Here is a 15,160-nt window from a genome sequence, read left to right on the forward strand (position 1 = left end):
AATTCACGCGACTCCGTAAGCGTTCCAGTGCTCGACGTGGCGCCGGTGACGAGGACCTTTCCGCCGTCGATCTGCCCGCGACCGTTTCTCTGCGAGAGAAGTCGGAATGCTGCGGGGGCACGGGCGCTGGCCGTACCTGACAGAACCCCGGTGCATCCCGTCATCGCTCCGACGGACGCCGAGCAGTCGGTCCATCGCGGGACCCCCGCAGCGGGGGCCGGAGCAGGATTATTGACCGCTCGGTTCTAAAGGTCGTACGTTGGCGCGGAGACACATTGAATCGGAACAAGAAGCAGGAAATGCCCATGGCTGTCGGCCGACCCCGAACCTTCGACGAAGCGCAAGCGCTCGACCTCGCGGTCGAGGTCTTCTGGCGCCAGGGGTACGAGGGCACCTCCATCACCGACCTCACCACCGCGATGGGCATGAACAAACCCAGCCTGTACACGGTGTTCGGGTCCAAGGAAAATCTGTTTCGGCTGGTCGTCGCGCGCTACGCGGAACGGGACATGGGCTACAAGACCGCAGCGCTCGCCGAACCGACGGCCGCCGCCGTCGCCCGGACCCTGTTGATGGAGAACGCCAAGGCGCTCACCCGCAAGGACCGGCCGGCCGGCTGCCTCTCCATCCAGGGCGGCCTGTCCACCAGCCCCGAAAACGCCTCGGTCTGCGCTTTCCTCGCCGCGAGCCGGCTGGAGGGCGAGCAGGCACTGGCCGACCGGTTCCGCACGGCGGCGACGGACGGCGACCTGCCCGCCGGTACGGATCCGGACGCGCTCGCCCGCTACGTCATCGCCTTCACCGAGGGCCAAGCCGTACACGCCGCCGCGGGTGCCGACCGCCGGCAACTCGAGGAGACCGCAGAAATCGCTCTACGGGTCTTCCCGGGCGGCACAGGCCCGATGTCCGACTGACCCGCCCGGCCGGGGGCGTGGGCTGCGCGCGTCAACCCGCGCGGCACGCATCACCAAACGAAGGGGTTGATCGGCTCGGAGTCCTTGCGTGGTGACCGGGCTGAGCGACCGAGCCCGGCCCTGCCGCTGAGCCGCTGAGCCGCCGTGGGCATGGACAAGGCGCTGCGCCTGGGCGCGGTGCGCGCTCGTCTCAGCGAATTCTTATGTCAAGCGCGGGCATGAAACCGCGGGTCACGGCTTACTGGTCCGAGAGGGTGCGCGCGGTTCGTCAGATGTCCGAGTTCAACGGAGCGTAGTCAGCACCAAGTCGGCACGGGACACGTGAAGACGGGTGATGACATGGGCTTTTGGTCGGCATCAAACCAGCACGGACGTCAGCGCCGCACCGGCAGACCACCCGAACTGCGCATCCCGGACGGCACCCGTTTCGATCACCTTCGAGCCCCTGAACCGCCCGTCCGCGAACCGGCATGGTGGCCGCACGCATAGCCAACCCCCTAACTATGGTGCCCCACCACATGTGCCCCTGACCTGCGTCTTCCTACGGTGTGCCCACACGTACCCGTCCCCACGGCACACAAGGAAGTGGCGCACATGGCCTCCGCGGCAACCGCTCCCCCACCACCCGCCAACCTCAAGCGCATCGTCGCCGCCAGCCTCATCGGCACCACCATCGAGTGGTACGACTTCTTCCTGTACGGCTCGGCGGCCGCGCTCGTCTTCAACAAGCTCTTCTTTCCCGGCTCCGACCCGCTCGTCGGCACGCTGCTGTCGTTCCTCACGTACGCGGTCGGATTCGCGGCCCGGCCCCTCGGCGCGCTGGTCTTCGGACACTACGGGGACCGGCTCGGCCGTAAGAAACTGCTCGTACTCAGCCTGTTGTTGATGGGCGGGGCGACGTTCGCGATCGGTCTGCTGCCGACGCACGCGACGGTCGGCGCGGCGGCCCCCGTGCTGCTGACCGCCCTGCGCCTCGTCCAGGGCTTCGCGCTGGGCGGCGAGTGGGGCGGTGCCGTCCTGCTGGTGTCCGAACACGGGGACGCGAAGCGGCGCGGGTTCTGGGCCTCCTGGCCGCAGACCGGAGCACCCGCGGGGCAGCTCCTGGCGACCGGCGTGCTCTCGCTGCTGACCGCCACCGTGTCGGACGACTCCTTCGTCGCCTGGGGCTGGCGGATCCCGTTCCTGCTGTCCGGCGTGCTGGTCGTCGTCGGTTTGTGGATACGTCTGTCTGTCGACGAATCACCTGTGTTCCAGGAGGCGTTGGCACGGGCCGAGGTGCGCGGGCGGACGCGGGGGTCCGCCGCGGAGAGGCTGCCGCTGGTGTCCGTGCTGCGCCACCACTGGCGCGACGTCCTGGTCGCGATGGGCGCCCGCATGGCGGAGAACATCAGCTACTACGTGATCACCGCCTTCATCCTCGTGTACGCCACCACGTCGGCCGGCGTCTCCCGGCAGACCGCGCTCAACGCGGTACTGATCGCCTCCGCCGTGCACTTCGCCGTCATCCCCGCCTGGGGCGCGCTGTCGGACCGGATCGGCCGCAGGCCCGTCTACCTGCTGGGCGCCGCCGGAGTGGGCCTGTGGATGTTCCCCTTCTTCTCACTCATCGACACGGGCGGCTTCGGCAACCTGGTCCTCGCCGTCACCGTCGGACTCGTCCTGCACGGCGCGATGTACGCGCCCCAAGCCGCCTTCTTCTCAGAGATGTTCGCGACGCGGATGCGCTACTCCGGTGCCTCGATCGGCGCCCAGTTCGCCTCGGTCGCCGCGGGCGCCCCCGCCCCGCTGATCGCGACCGCGCTGCTGTCCGACTACGGCAGCTCCACACCGATCTCCCTGTACGTCATCGCGGCGGCCGTGCTGACCCTGATCGCGGTGGGCGTCGCCGAGGAGACCCGGCACCGCGACCTGGCCGACGTGACGGACCACGACGAGGCAGAGGTGACCGAGCAGACGACGGATGCGCGATCCACGGCCTGACTGCTCCGCACGTCCTCATCTCCCGGCCCCCGTACGCGTGTACGGGGGTCAGTGGCGTGCGGCCGTGGACAACCGGTGCAGCCGCAGGGCGAGTTGGATCTCCAGCACACGGGCCGGGCTCTGCCAGTCCTCCCCCAGCAGCCGGCCCACCCGCTCCAACCGCTGAGCCACCGTGTTCACATGGACGTGCAGGTCGTCCTTGGTGCGCGCCGGGCTCATCCCGCACGCGAAGTAGGCGTCGAGAGTGCGCAGCAGGTCCGTGCCGCGCTGCTGGTCATAGGCGACAACCTGGCCGATGGTCCGCCCGACGAAACCGGAGATGTCCCGGTCCCCGGCGAGCAACAGCCCCAGGAACCCGAAGTCCTCGGCGGCGGCGCCGTCCCCGGTGCGCCCGAGCAGGCGCAGCGCTTCGAGACAGCGCTGTCCCTCCGCGTACGCCGCCGCCACCGCTTCGGGGTGCGCGGCGAGGGCTTCGAGGGGTGCCGAGGCGCCGACCGTGACGGCCTCGTGGACCGCGGTGCCGAGTTGTCCGGCCGTGCGTCGGGCCAGGTCGGTGGCGGTCTCGTCCTCGCCGAGCGGGAGCAGCAGCACCGTGCCGCCGTCCCTTGCCGCGGCCAGTCCGTGTCCGGTCGCGGCCAGGTGGGACGCGGCGGACCACAGCCGTCGGCGGGCGTCCGCCTCGCGTTCGGCATCGGCGGTGGAGGTGTCCAGGCGCGCGGCGAGCACCACATGGACGGCGTCCAGGTCGGCATGCAGGCGGGTGGCGCGCTCGCGCAGCAGGCGTGGGTCGCGGTCCCGGGCGTCCAGCAGATCGTCCAGCAGCTCGCCGCGGACGCGCTGTTCGGCCTCGGCGGCCGAGCGTCGGGCGAGCAGGAGCAGTGAGGTGACCATCGCGGCGCGCTCGAGGGTGCGCTGGTCGACGGGGTCGAGGTCCGGGTGCCCGCCCAGCACCAGGGCGCCGAGCAGCTCTCCCCCGGCTGCCACGGCCGCGACCCAGTCCTGACCGTGTCGCACCGCGTGGCCCTCCGTGCGGGAGGCCTGAAGGGCGGCGTCGGGTGCGGTGTCCGTCCCGGTGAACTCGACCGGGCCGTCGAGTACTTCGGACACCGCGGCGGCCACGTCATGGACCCCGCCGCCGCGCAGCACCAGCTCGGCGAGGCGGTCGTGGACGTCCGAGGCGCGCTCGATGACTCCGCTGCGGTCCCGGATGATCTCGTTGGCGCGGCCCAGGCGGTCGAGGGCCGAGCGGGTCTCCATCAGTCGGTTCGCCGTGTCGATGGCCGCGGCGGCCAGCGCCGCGAACGAGCCGAGGAGGGCGATCTGCTCACGTTCGAAGATCCGTGCCCGGCGGTCCGCGGCGAACAGCACTCCGATGACGTGCCGCCCGATCATGAGGGGTACGCCGAGGATGGCGACCAGGCCCTCGTCCCGGACGCCCGCGTCGATGGCCCGGGTGTGCTGGAACCGGTCGTCCTTGAAGTAGTCGTCGGTGACATAGGGACGGGCGGTCTGGGCGACGAGCCCGCCGAGTCCCTCCCCCATGCCGAGCCGCAGCTGCTGGAAGCGCGCCGCGACCGAGCCCTCGGTGACCCGCATATAGGTGTCTCCCTCGGCCTCGTCGTGCAGGCTGAGGTAGGCGACGTCCGTGCCCAGCAGGGACCGGGCCCGCTGCACGATCGCGCGCAGGACGGCGTCGAGGTCGCGCAGGCCGGCCAGGTCGTGGGCGGTCTCGAAGAGCGCGGACAGTTCGGCCTCGCGACGGCGCCGGCCCTCCATCTCGGAGCGCACGCGCAGGGCGAGCAGCTTGGCCTCTTCGAGCGCGGCGATGCGGGTGGCGGGGAGGCTCTCGGCGCGGGCGAGCAGGACCGGCTGTTCGTACGCCTCGGCGGGGGCGCCTCTGGCCAGAAGCTGGAGGAAGGGTGTCTCGGCGTTGTCGGCGGGGCGTTCGGCGGACTGCACGTGATCGCGGGACATGCTCAAAGGATGACCTGTCGTGAGGCCGGCCCGGCCGGCCCTGTGGATAACCCGGCCGGGCCGGCTCGGCGGCACCGGACCGGCTAGTGCGCCGTCCAGCCGCCGTCCATGACGAGCGACGTGCCGGTGACGAAGGAGGCCTGGGGCCCGCACAGATAGGCCACCGCCTCGGCGACCTCCTCGGGTTCGACCAGCCGTTTGACCGCGCTGTCCCGCAGCAGCACCTCGGACAGCACACGCTCCTCGGGAACGGCGTGGGCCCGCGCCTGGTCCGCGAGCTGCTTCTCGACCAGTGGGGTGCGTACGTAGGCGGGGTTCACACAGTTCGAGGTCACTCCGTGGGGGGCGCCTTCCAGGGCCGCCGTTTTCGACAGCCCTTCCAGCCCATGTTTCGCGGCCACGTACGCCGACTTGAAGACCGACGCGCGCAACCCATGGACCGAGGACACGTTGACAATCCGACCCCAGCCCTGCCCGTACATGTGTGGGAGCGCGCCGCGGATCAGCCGGAACGGGGCCTCCAGCATCACCGTGAGCATGGTGTGGAAGACCTCGGGCGGAAACTCCTCGATGGGCCGCACCGTCTGCAGTCCGGCGTTGTTGACGAGGATGTCCGTGCCCGCGGCGGCGAGCTCCGCCGCGTCGAGGTCGGTGAGGTCGAGCGGATGCGGCTCCACGGTGCCCGGCAGGCCCCGGGCCAGTTCGGCGAGTACGTTCAGCCCCGCGGTGTCCAGGTCGACCGCGCGTACCTTGGCCCCGTCCGCGGCCAGCCGCAGCGCACAGGCGCGGCCGATGCCGCCGGCGGCGCCGGTGACCAGGGCGGTGCGGCCGTCGAGGCCGGACGAGGGAGCGTGGGGGCCCGGGAGGGCGCTGGGCGCGGTCATGGCTCGACCCTAGGCAGCCCGATCGCCCTCCCACATGTGCTCATCCCACACAGTTCCACTTCAGGTCGTGGTGTCGAACCATGCCGGTGCGTGGGACAAGGCCTGCTTGATCCGGAACATCGCGAACTCGTTCAGCTCCGGCAGGGCGTCGACCGAGAACCAGCCGACCTCCAGCGACTCGTCGTCATTGACCCGCGCCTCGCCGCCGACGGCCCGGCAGCGGAACGCGACGTCCATGAACTGGCAGGTGTCATTGTTCTCGTAGGTGACCGGATCGAGGGCCTGGACGAGCACGACGCGCTCGACGACGCAGTGCACCGCCGTCTCCTCGAAGACCTCCCGCACGGCGCAGGCCGCGGGCTGCTCGCCCGGATCCGGGATGCCACCGATGACCGACCACTTGCCGGTGTCCGAGCGCCGGCCCAGCAGCACTCGGTCCTCGTCGTCGAAGACGATGGCTGTGACCCCGGGGAGCCAGAGCAGCTGATGCCCCGCGGAGGCCCGGATCGTGCGGATGAAGTCAGGAGTAGCCATGGCCCGACCCTAACGGTCCGCTTCCGCCACCCGACCGCGGCCGCGCGACCCCGCTCGCTCCGCAGCCGCGTCAACAACCCAGCGGACTCAGTACAACTGGACCGCACCGTTCCGGCGCCCGCGGACCGCCCTGGTGCCGGCCCATCCGAGCCCGCCCGCCGCGACCAGCACCAGGAGCATCTCGGGGAGGATCCCCATCCGCGTGGCGGGGGTCTCGGAGGAACGGAGCGGCACCTTCTGGACCAGTGAGTCCGCCACGAACATCCCGGTCCGCTGGGTGATCTTCCCGTCCGGCATGATGATGGCGCTGACGCCGCTCGTCACCGGCACCGTGACGGTACGGCTGTGCTCCACGGCACGGACCCGGGACATGGCGAGTTGCTGGTAGGTCATCTCGCTGCGGTCGAACGTCGCGTTGTTGCTCGGCACCGAGATGATCTGCGCCCCGTCCGTCACGGTGCTGCGCACGGCCCAGTCGAAGGCGGCCTCGTAGCAGGTGACGAGGCCGACCCCGGTGCCGTCCATGGTGAAGACGCCGGGCTTGTGACCCCGGCTGAAGTCCTGGCGCACCATCGACGTCCAGTTCTTGTTGATCGCGCCGAGCAGCGAGCGCAGCGGAAGGTACTCGCCGAACGGCTGTACCTGTCGCTTGTCGTACGTGTCCAGGGGCCCCTTCACCGGATCCCACAGGATCTGCTCGTTGTAGAGCTTGCCGTCCCGCTCGACGACGCCGCCGACCGAGATGGGCACACCGATGGCCTTGGCCGCGGTGTCGATGACGGCGCGGGCGTCGGCGTTGGTGAACGGGTCGACGTCGGAGGAGTTCTCCGGCCACAGCACGAAGTCGGGCCGTGCGACCTTGCCCGCCTTCACCTCGGCGGCCAGCCGCTCGGTCTCCCGCGCGTGGTGGTCGAGGACGGCGCGCCGCTGGGCGTTGAACTCGAGTCCCGCGCGCGGCACGTTGCCCTGGATCACCGCGACGGTCGCCGTGCCGTCCTCGGCCTTGTCGCTCACCAGAGAACGCGCGGCGAGCGCCCCCACCACCGGGACCGCGACACCGAGCAGCGCCACCGCGGCGGCACCCCGTCGTACGACACCGGTGCGACGGCCCTCGACGACCTGGCGCACGATCTCGTACAGGCCGAAGCCGCAGAGCACCACCCCGAAACCGAGGACCGGAGTCCCGCCCAGCGCGGCCAGCGGCAGGAAGATGCCGTCCGCCTGCCCGAAGGCGATCTTTCCCCAGGGGAAGCCGCCGAACGGCGCACGCGCGCGGGCCGCCTCTCCCGCGATCCACACGGCGGCGGCCCACAGGGGCCAGCCGGGCAGCCGGGACACCAGCGTGATGCCCGCGCCGACGAGCGCGATGTACACCGCTTCCACGGCGACGAGCGCGAGCCACGGCCCGGGGCCGACCTCCACGCCGGTCCACACGAGCAGCGGCAGCAGGAAACCGAGGCCGAACAGATAGCCGAGCCCGAGCCCCGCCTTCCAGGAGCGCCCCCGCAGGACCCAGGCGAAGACCGCGAAGGCGGGCAGGGCCAGCCACGAGACCGTGCGCGGCGGGAAACTGACGTAGAGCAGTACGCCGGAGAGCGCCGCGGCGGCGGCCGGAGCGTATCGCCGTGCCAGTCTGGCCCCGCGCGATGCGGTCACGGCGCGGGGTTCGAGCTGTTCCGGCTCGTCTACGGAGGTTGCGGTGGCGGTCACCCGGGGAGTGTACGGCGCGTGACCTGGGCTCCGACAGCACGGTCCGCCCCCGGGGCCCTGCTGGAAGCTCCCCTGTTCCCGATCGGCCCCGGCCCTGGGTTCCGCGCCGCCCCGGAGACGGATCACGCGTCCCGGGCGCCGCTCACCGCCCGTCCTATGCATCGTTTTTCTGCGCAAGTCATCCACAAACCGGCGCATCAGCCGTTACGGTGTGCCCGAGCTTCTGACGTGGCCGGATGCTGCCATGACGGTCGGGGCTCGTCACAGGTCGGGGGGCGACGGGGTGGGTTCGACGGGGATGACGTCCGCGGCCGGTGCGACGGCCGCGAACGAGAGACGAAACGTTTCGGACGCGGCGGGTGTGATCGTGCTCGGGGCCTGCGCGGTCTGGTCGCTGATCACTGCCGCCGTGCACGACGGACGCCCCGAGGGCGTCCTGCTGGCGGTGCTGGCGATGGCCGCCGGCTATGCCTCGGGCCGGATCCTGGGCGCGGTCCTGCCGGTCGCCGCCCCCTGCGCCGCGGCCCTCGTGGGACTCGGCCTGTCCCTCACCGCGCGGTACACCACCCCGGGTCCGCAGATCACGGCGCCGCTCGGGCACACCGGTGCCACGGCCGCGCTGCTGACCCTGTCCACCGCGGCGGCGTGCTGCGCGGCCTGGGCGGCGCGCCCCCCGGCGCTGCGGCTCGCGCTGCGCCTGCTGGCCCTCGGGATCACGGTGACCGGCGCGGTCCTCGGCTCGGCCGCGGGATGCGCCCTCGGCGCCGGGGTCCTGCTGTGCTCGCTCGCCGCCGACCGCGTGCGGCGCCGCGCCCTCGGCCTCGGGGCCCTCGCGCTCACCGCGGCACTGGTCACGTCGACGACCTGGGCCATCGCCGAGGACGCGCTCCCGGACGGGCTGACCGCCTCCCTCGAGGATCAGCTCACCGAACACCGCGTGCTGCTCTGGCAGGACGCGGTGCATCTGGTCGGCAGGAGTCCGGCGCTGGGAGTGGGACCGGGCCGCTACGGAGAGCTCAGTCCGACGGTCGCGCTGGCGCCGCTCCCCGACGGCAAACCCCACTCCGCCGCCCTGCAGCAGGTGGCCGAGCAGGGCGTGGTCGGCGCCGTGCTGCTCGCGGTGCTCTTCTGCTGGGTCCTCTACTCACTCTGGCGGTCTCCGCAGTCCACGCCGATCGCGCTGACGGCGGGGGCGGCCCTGACCGCCCTGGCCGCGATCGCGTCGGTGGGCAACGCGCTGAGTTTCACCACGGTGACGGCGGGCGCGGGACTGCTCGCGGGGCTCGCGACGGCACGGCCGTTGGCTGACGGGTGCCCGGAGGGCGTCATGAGGGAGGACGAGCGTCTCTGGGCGCACCGACTCGAACCGTGAACCCGCGAGACGGCACCACGACCCCATGGCCCCACAGGGGTACGGGATCAGATCACGGCGCCGGGAGTGGCCGGCCGGAGCCTGTCGCGGATCACCCGCACGGCCGCCTCCGCGTTGTCCACCGTGATGGTGAACGTGTGGCCGTCCCCGAGCCGGAGCACCACGCCCTCGCCGCGCCGGACGATGACGGCGGTGCCCTTCTCGGGACGCCAGCGGTAACCCCAGCCGCCCCACTGCCATGGAGTGACGCTGGGCGCGAAGTCGGCGCCGACCACGTCCGAGAGGGGGATGCGGCGCCGGGGCAGGCCGACGTGCCCGCAGCGCACTTCGAGGCAGTCCTTGTCGACCTTCACGGCGACGTGCACGAAGGCGAGCGTGCCGAAGAGAACGAGCAGTCCCGCGGCGATGCAGCCGACGACGGACATGGCGAGCGCGGCTACGCCCGAGGTCCATGTGGACTCGACGGCCAGTTCGATGCCGAGCGCGATGCAGGCGGCACCGGCGAGCGCCGGAAGCCACTGCACGCGATTGGTCGCCCGCCCGGTCCAGACATCGGAGTGCGGGATGTATTCGCCGTGGGGGTGGTCCCTCATGCCTAAGAGACTACTCATGTTCCGCAGTGCGGGCACCGGCTCGCAGAGCGTCACGGCCGCGCCGGGCGGTCCGCGGACAGCGGTCGTCCGAGCGGTGACCGACGGTCAGCGGGCGGGGCTGACCTCCTGCAGGAGGCGGCCTTCCTCGTACTGGAGCGCGGGCGCGGGCAGGGCTCCCGCCCGGCCGCTGAGAAGCACGGTGACGGTGCCGTCGGCGGCCGCTGCCGGGTCCGGGAACGCGCCGATCCTGCGCAGCGCCTGCGCGGCGACCGCACCGGCGGAGGCGTGCAGGACGAGCGGCGGAAGGCCGGGCCGCTGCACCGCCGCACGGATCCGTTCGGCGACCAGTTCGTAATGGGTGCAGCCCAGGACGACGGCCCTCACGTCGTCGGGGGTCCGGGCGGCGGCCGCGGTGATCGCGGCGTCGATACCCGTCTGGTCCCCGTGCTCCACGGCGTCGGCGAGCCCGGGGCACGGCACCTCGGTGACGGCCACTCCCTCGGCGAAGTCACGGATGAGTCCCCGCTGGTACGGGCTGCCGGTGGTGGCGGGGGTGGCCCAGATCGCGACGGGTCCGCCTCCGGCCGCGGCCGGCTTGATCGCCGGGACCGTGCCGATCACGGGCACGTCCGGCTCCAGCCGGGCGCGCAGGGCGGGCAGCGCGTGCACGGAGGCGGTGTTGCAGGCGACGATCAGCGCGTCGGGACGGTGTTCCGCCGCCGCCTCGGCGACCGCGAGCGCGCGCTCGGTCACGTCCTGGGGCGTACGGGGTCCCCAGGGCATGCTGTCGGGCGCCGAGGAGAGGACGAGATCGGCGTCGGGCCGCAGTCGACGTACCGCGGCGGCAGCGGCGAGCAGTCCGATTCCGGAGTCCATGAGCGCGATCTTCACCCGGTCACCATAGACGATCCGCCCCGACGGGTCCCCGGGGTGGGGCAGACTGCCGCGCGTGACTGCCGTCGTGTGGACCGCCGTGGGATCACTGGCCGCCTGGCTGTGGCTGCTGCTCGGCCAGGGCTTCTTCTGGCGTACGGATCTGCGGTTGCCGCCGCGCCGGGAGCCGGACGACTGGCCGTCCGTCTGTGTCGTCGTGCCCGCACGCGACGAGGCCGGCGTCCTGCCCGCGAGCCTGCCGACCCTGCTCGCGCAGGACTATCCGGGACGGGCCGAGGTCTTCCTCGTCGACGACGGCAGCTCGGACGGCACCGGGGAGCTGGCCGGTGAACTGGCTCGCGCGCACGGCGGCCTCCCGCTCACCGTCGACTCGCCCGGGGAGCCGCCCACGGGCTGGACCGGCAAGCTCTGGGCCGTACGCCACGGCATCGCCCTGGCCCGCACGCGCGAGCCCGTGTACCTGCTGCTGACGGACGCGGACATCGCCCACGCGCCCGACAGTCTGCGGACGCTGGTGGCCGCGGCGCACACCGGCGGTTTCGACCTCGTCTCCCAGATGGCGCGCCTGAGGGTGGAGAGCATGTGGGAGCGGCTCGTCGTGCCCGCGTTCGTCTACTTCTTCGCCCAGCTGTATCCCTTCCGGTGGATCGCGGTGAAGGGGGCACGCACGGCGGCCGCGGCCGGTGGCTGTGTGCTGCTGCGCGCGGACGCCGCCGAGCGGGCGCGGATTCCGGACGCCATCCGGCACGCCGTCATCGACGACGTGGCGCTCGCTCGGGCGGTCAAGGGCGTCGGCGGTCACATCTGGCTGGGGCTGGCCGAACGGGTGGACAGTGTGCGCCCCTACCCGCGACTGCACGACCTGTGGCGCATGGTCTCGCGCAGCGCGTACGCCCAGCTGCGGCACAACCCGCTGCTGCTCCTGGGTACGGTCCTCGGCCTCGCCGTCGTCTACCTGGTGCCGCCGCTCGCGCTCCTGACCGGCCTGGTCGTGGGGAGTACGGGGGTCGCGGCGGCCGGCGGGTTCGCGTGGCTGCTGATGACGGCGACGTATCTGCCGATGCTGCGCTACTACCGGCAGCGCTGGTGGCTCGCTCCGCTGCTGCCGGTCACCGCGTTCCTGTACCTCCTCATGACGGTCGATTCCGCGGTGCAGCACTACAGGGGGCGCGGCGCGGCCTGGAAGGGCCGCACCTACGCGCGCCCCGACACCGCCCTCGACGAGCGCTGACCGCTCACTTCCTGCCGGGCGTCCAGTTCATGCCCCACCCGTATACCTGGTCGACGGTGCGCTGCGGGCTCACGCCGCGTTTGGGCACCAGGTAGCGGGCCTCGCGCTGGACGATCAGGTCGCCGTCGTTGTTGGTGATCAGGGCGAGGGCGCAGACGGTCGAGGGCACGGTGCACTCGTCGAGCGAGAAGTCGACCGGTGCGCCGTTCGCCGGCTGGAGGGTGACCGTGGCGTGCAGGTCGGCGAAGGAGCGCGCTCCTTCGTAGATGGTCACGAAGATGAGTATGCGCCGGAAGCTCTGGCGGTGGTCGAGGTTGACGGTGAGGTTCTCGCCGCTCTCGACGGCACCGGTGCGGTCGTCGCCGTCGAGATGGATGTACGGCGGCTGGTGGAGTGCTCCGAAGGCGTTGCCGAGCGCCTGGACGACTCCCTTGCGGCCGTCGGAGAGTTCGTACAGGGCGCACAGGTCGAGGTCGAGGTCCGCGTGCATCGCGACGGCCCGGCCCCGTTTGCTGCCCCATCCCGAGAACTGTTTGCGCATCTGCCAGTTGAGGTTCACGCGCATGGAACCGGATGTTCCGCCCTGTTTGGCCAGCGACACCGAGGGGGCCTCTTTGGTGAGGGTGACCTTGGACAGACGCACCGGGGTCCGGGGCGGCGTGGGCGGCGTCGTGGTGGCGGGCGGGGCGACCGGTGGGGGCGGGCCGACCACGCGCGTGCCGGGCGCGGGCGGCGGGGAGACGGCGGGCGGCGGACCAGCCGGACGAGGGGACGAGGGCAGGGCGGCGGGAGGCACGGCGGCGGGCGGTGCGGTGTGCTGCGGTTCGTCCACCGTGATCCCGTAGTCCGTGGCCAGACCTTCCAGGCCGCTGCCGTACCCCTGTCCGACGGCGCGGAACTTCCAGGCGCCCTGGCGCCGGTAGAACTCCCCGAGCACGAAGGCCGTTTCGACCGTCGCGTCCCTGCTGTCGAAGCGGGCGACCTCCGTGCCCCGGCCCGCGTCGAGCACTCGCACGTACAGGCCGGGCACCTGCCCGAAGGTGCCGCCGTCGGCGGAGGCGGCCAGCACCACGGTCTCGATGGCGGGCTCCACGCGCGCGAGGTCGACGAGCAGCGTGTCGGTCACCTGACCGCCCGCGTCACGCTTCCCTTCGTGCCGCACGGCGCCGGAGGAGTGCGCGGGCTGGTTGTAGAACACGAAGTCGCTGTCGGAGCGCACCTTCCCGGACACCAGCAGCAGCGCCGACGCATCCGCGTCGGGCACCCCGGGGCCCGAACTCCAGCCCATTTCGACGCGCAGCGCACTCGTCGGCACCGGAACATTCGATCCCTTAGACATTGTCATGTCCGCCCCCATCACGTGTCACCGCGCCAGGCCCCGCCCCCGGGCCGCCTCTCCGGCCCGTTGCAGACCAACCTATTCCCCGGGGGCCGGGAAGCGCCCGGACAGCCCGGGAAGATCAATGGTCAACCCCCGGTAACCCCTTGGGAACTCGGCCTTTACACGATCTGAACCCGGTTTGGCGCCCTTTTTTGCCGAGTTCGCTCGCATTGGGGATCCCAAGGTGTCGCCGACACGGAAAACAACCCTCTTATCGGTCTCCCCAACCAGCACATCGTGGGCTTAACTTATGTCCCATGACCTCCCCCCGCTCCACCTATGGCGGCGGTTACTACTCCGCGCCGTCCTTCCCGGACACCCCGATCTACGACTCGCTCGTCGCCGAGCGGGGCACCCCCCAGATCGCCCCGATCCGGGTTCCCGCCGCCTACGACACGAGCAGCAGCTACCTGCCCGCGCTCCCGTCGGCACTCCCGGCCCTCCCGGCCGGACCCTCTCACCAGGTCCCCTCCTACGGCGGCTACCCGCAGGCCCAGCAGCCGTCCCCGCTGCAGCAGGCCCCCGCGCCCTACATCCCGCAGCAGGCAGGCGCCCCGCGCGGCTACCCGGGCCCCCAGCAGCAGCAGCCGCAGCGCCCGATGGCGACCGGCACCGGATACGAGGCGATGCGCCCCGCCTCCCCCCGCCCCGCCCCGGCTCCGTACCAGGACCCGTACAACAACCAGCAGTACCGCGGCTACTGAGGTCCTAGGACGGGATTGTCGGCGCCGACTGGCACGATGGCGCCATGGGGAACGCGGAGCTGCACTCGATCCACGTCCATCCGGTCAAGTCGTTCCGTGGTCAGTCGCCACGGGACGCACTGGTGGAGCCCTGGGGACTGGCCGGGGACCGGCGCTGGGCATTGATCGACGACGGGGGAAAGGTCGTCACCCAGCGCCAGCAGCCACGCCTGGCGCGAGCCGCCGCCGAGCTGGTGCCCGGCGGCGTCCGGCTGTCCGCGCCCGACCGTGCACCGCTCAGCGTCCCGGTGCCGGAGCCGAAGGCCGCGGACAGGGCCACACTGGACCTCTTCGGCGACAAGGTGGAGGCGGTCCTCGCCGGCCCCGCCGCGCACGTCTGGTGCAGCGAGTACCTGGGTTCCGAGACACGCCTCGTCCACCTGGACGACCCCGCCACCCGCAGGCCCGTGGACCCGGAGTACGGGCGACCCGGTGAGACCGTCAGCTTCGCGGACGGCTATCCGCTGCTGCTCACCACCCTCGCCTCACTGGACGCGCTCAACTCACTGATCGCCCAGGGTGACCACGCCCACGAGGGTCCGCTTCCGATGGACCGCTTCCGGCCGAACGTGGTGGTGTCGGGCACCACGGCCTGGTCCGAGGACGCCTGGACCCGCGTCACCATCGGCGAGGTCGCCTTCCGGGTCGCCAAGATGTGCGGCCGCTGTGTCGTGACCACCACCGACCAGGACACCGCCGAGCGCGGCAGGGAACCCCTGCGCACGCTCGGGCGCCATCGCCGCTTCGGGTCCCGGCTGATCTTCGGACAGAACCTGGTGCCGGAGTCCACCGGCATCGTGCGTGTCGGCGATCCGGTCAGGGTGGTCGCATGAGCGGCGCGATCGGTTTCCGGTCACCCTTCCGATCCCGTACCGCCCGAGCCCGGCACACGGGAACCGGAAGTCCGGGCACGGTCGTTGAGGCTGTGTGAGAAGTTCATGAGAGGACCG

At 71.8% G+C, this 15,160-nt stretch carries 13 protein-coding genes; 6 read left to right on the forward strand and 7 right to left on the reverse strand.

Translation table 11 applies throughout. The features are described 5' to 3' along the window. The first annotated feature begins 305 nt into the window (after positions 1-305). Positions 306-914 (forward strand): TetR/AcrR family transcriptional regulator, encoded by a 609-nt coding sequence (locus OHB41_RS06060; protein WP_266696907.1) that lies wholly within the window; start codon positions 306-308, stop codon positions 912-914. 594 nt (positions 915-1,508) lie between these two features. Then, the gene (locus tag OHB41_RS06065) at positions 1,509-2,894 is read left to right on the forward strand and encodes an MFS transporter (protein ID WP_266696908.1); all 1,386 of its coding nucleotides are present in this window, start codon (positions 1,509-1,511) and stop codon (positions 2,892-2,894) included. Positions 2,895-2,942: 48 nt separating this feature from the next. Here the strand turns inward: OHB41_RS06065 and OHB41_RS06070 are convergent, their stop codons facing one another. The 4 genes from OHB41_RS06070 to lnt form a co-directional block, all read right to left on the reverse strand. Beyond that, positions 2,943-4,868: a helix-turn-helix domain-containing protein gene (locus OHB41_RS06070; RefSeq protein ID WP_266696909.1), complete on the reverse strand. Its 1,926-nt coding sequence runs from the start codon at positions 4,866-4,868 to the stop codon at positions 2,943-2,945. Between the two features lie 83 nt (positions 4,869-4,951). Next, entirely contained in the window at positions 4,952-5,752 is an 801-nt protein-coding gene (locus OHB41_RS06075) for a 3-hydroxybutyrate dehydrogenase (protein ID WP_266696910.1), read from the reverse strand. Between the two features lie 60 nt (positions 5,753-5,812). Beyond that, a complete protein-coding gene (locus OHB41_RS06080) occupies positions 5,813-6,286 on the reverse strand; it encodes an NUDIX hydrolase (RefSeq protein WP_266696911.1) in 474 nt (157 codons plus the stop codon). Between the two features lie 87 nt (positions 6,287-6,373). Continuing rightward, positions 6,374-7,996 carry an apolipoprotein N-acyltransferase gene (lnt, locus tag OHB41_RS06085; RefSeq protein ID WP_266696912.1) on the reverse strand — a complete coding sequence of 541 codons (1,623 nt, stop codon included), beginning with the start codon at positions 7,994-7,996 and terminating at the stop codon, positions 6,374-6,376. A gap of 298 nt (positions 7,997-8,294) precedes the next feature. On the opposite strand from lnt, the gene OHB41_RS06090 reads away from it, so the two are divergent. Beyond that, positions 8,295-9,368, forward strand: a complete 1,074-nt coding sequence (locus OHB41_RS06090) for an O-antigen ligase family protein (RefSeq protein WP_266696913.1) — start codon at positions 8,295-8,297, stop codon at positions 9,366-9,368. Positions 9,369-9,415: 47 nt separating this feature from the next. Here OHB41_RS06090 and OHB41_RS06095 read toward each other — a convergent pair whose 3' ends face one another. Both OHB41_RS06095 and OHB41_RS06100 read right to left on the reverse strand, forming a co-directional pair. Next, positions 9,416-9,961 carry a hypothetical protein gene (locus OHB41_RS06095; protein ID WP_266696914.1) on the reverse strand — a complete coding sequence of 182 codons (546 nt, stop codon included), beginning with the start codon at positions 9,959-9,961 and terminating at the stop codon, positions 9,416-9,418. Positions 9,962-10,066: 105 nt separating this feature from the next. Beyond that, the gene (locus OHB41_RS06100; protein ID WP_266696915.1) at positions 10,067-10,852 is read right to left on the reverse strand and encodes a glutamate racemase; all 786 of its coding nucleotides are present in this window, start codon (positions 10,850-10,852) and stop codon (positions 10,067-10,069) included. 58 nt (positions 10,853-10,910) lie between these two features. On the opposite strand from OHB41_RS06100, the gene OHB41_RS06105 reads away from it, so the two are divergent. Beyond that, positions 10,911-12,086, forward strand: a complete 1,176-nt coding sequence (locus tag OHB41_RS06105; protein WP_266696916.1) for a glycosyltransferase — start codon at positions 10,911-10,913, stop codon at positions 12,084-12,086. Between the two features lie 4 nt (positions 12,087-12,090). Here the strand turns inward: OHB41_RS06105 and OHB41_RS06110 are convergent, their stop codons facing one another. After that, a complete protein-coding gene (locus tag OHB41_RS06110; protein WP_266696917.1) occupies positions 12,091-13,443 on the reverse strand; it encodes a TerD family protein in 1,353 nt (450 codons plus the stop codon). 281 nt (positions 13,444-13,724) lie between these two features. Here OHB41_RS06110 and OHB41_RS06115 point away from each other — a divergent pair, with 281 nt between their 5' ends. Continuing rightward, positions 13,725-14,171, forward strand: coding sequence for a DUF6643 family protein (locus tag OHB41_RS06115; RefSeq protein ID WP_266696918.1), 447 nt, complete (start codon positions 13,725-13,727; stop codon positions 14,169-14,171). A gap of 44 nt (positions 14,172-14,215) precedes the next feature. Then, the gene (locus tag OHB41_RS06120; RefSeq protein ID WP_266696919.1) at positions 14,216-15,043 is read left to right on the forward strand and encodes an MOSC domain-containing protein; all 828 of its coding nucleotides are present in this window, start codon (positions 14,216-14,218) and stop codon (positions 15,041-15,043) included. Positions 15,044-15,160 lie beyond the last annotated feature (117 nt).

This window comes from Streptomyces sp. NBC_01571 (genome assembly GCF_026339875.1).
Lineage (GTDB): Bacteria > Actinomycetota > Actinomycetes > Streptomycetales > Streptomycetaceae > Streptomyces.

Bases quoted from the DNA above. Each gene is read 5' to 3' on its own strand.
- OHB41_RS06060 (WP_266696907.1), top strand. From the start codon at position 306: ATGGCTGTCGGCCGACCCCGAACCTTCGACGAAGCGCAAGCGCTCGAC.
- OHB41_RS06065 (WP_266696908.1), top strand. From the start codon at position 1,509: ATGGCCTCCGCGGCAACCGCTCCCCCACCACCCGCCAACCTCAAGCGC.
- OHB41_RS06070 (WP_266696909.1), bottom strand. From the start codon at position 4,868: ATGTCCCGCGATCACGTGCAGTCCGCCGAACGCCCCGCCGACAACGCC.
- OHB41_RS06075 (WP_266696910.1), bottom strand. From the start codon at position 5,752: ATGACCGCGCCCAGCGCCCTCCCGGGCCCCCACGCTCCCTCGTCCGGC.
- OHB41_RS06080 (WP_266696911.1), bottom strand. From the start codon at position 6,286: ATGGCTACTCCTGACTTCATCCGCACGATCCGGGCCTCCGCGGGGCAT.
- OHB41_RS06090 (WP_266696913.1), top strand. From the start codon at position 8,295: ATGACGTCCGCGGCCGGTGCGACGGCCGCGAACGAGAGACGAAACGTT.
- OHB41_RS06095 (WP_266696914.1), bottom strand. From the start codon at position 9,961: ATGAGGGACCACCCCCACGGCGAATACATCCCGCACTCCGATGTCTGG.
- OHB41_RS06110 (WP_266696917.1), bottom strand. From the start codon at position 13,443: ATGGGGGCGGACATGACAATGTCTAAGGGATCGAATGTTCCGGTGCCG.
- OHB41_RS06115 (WP_266696918.1), top strand. From the start codon at position 13,725: ATGACCTCCCCCCGCTCCACCTATGGCGGCGGTTACTACTCCGCGCCG.
- OHB41_RS06120 (WP_266696919.1), top strand. From the start codon at position 14,216: ATGGGGAACGCGGAGCTGCACTCGATCCACGTCCATCCGGTCAAGTCG.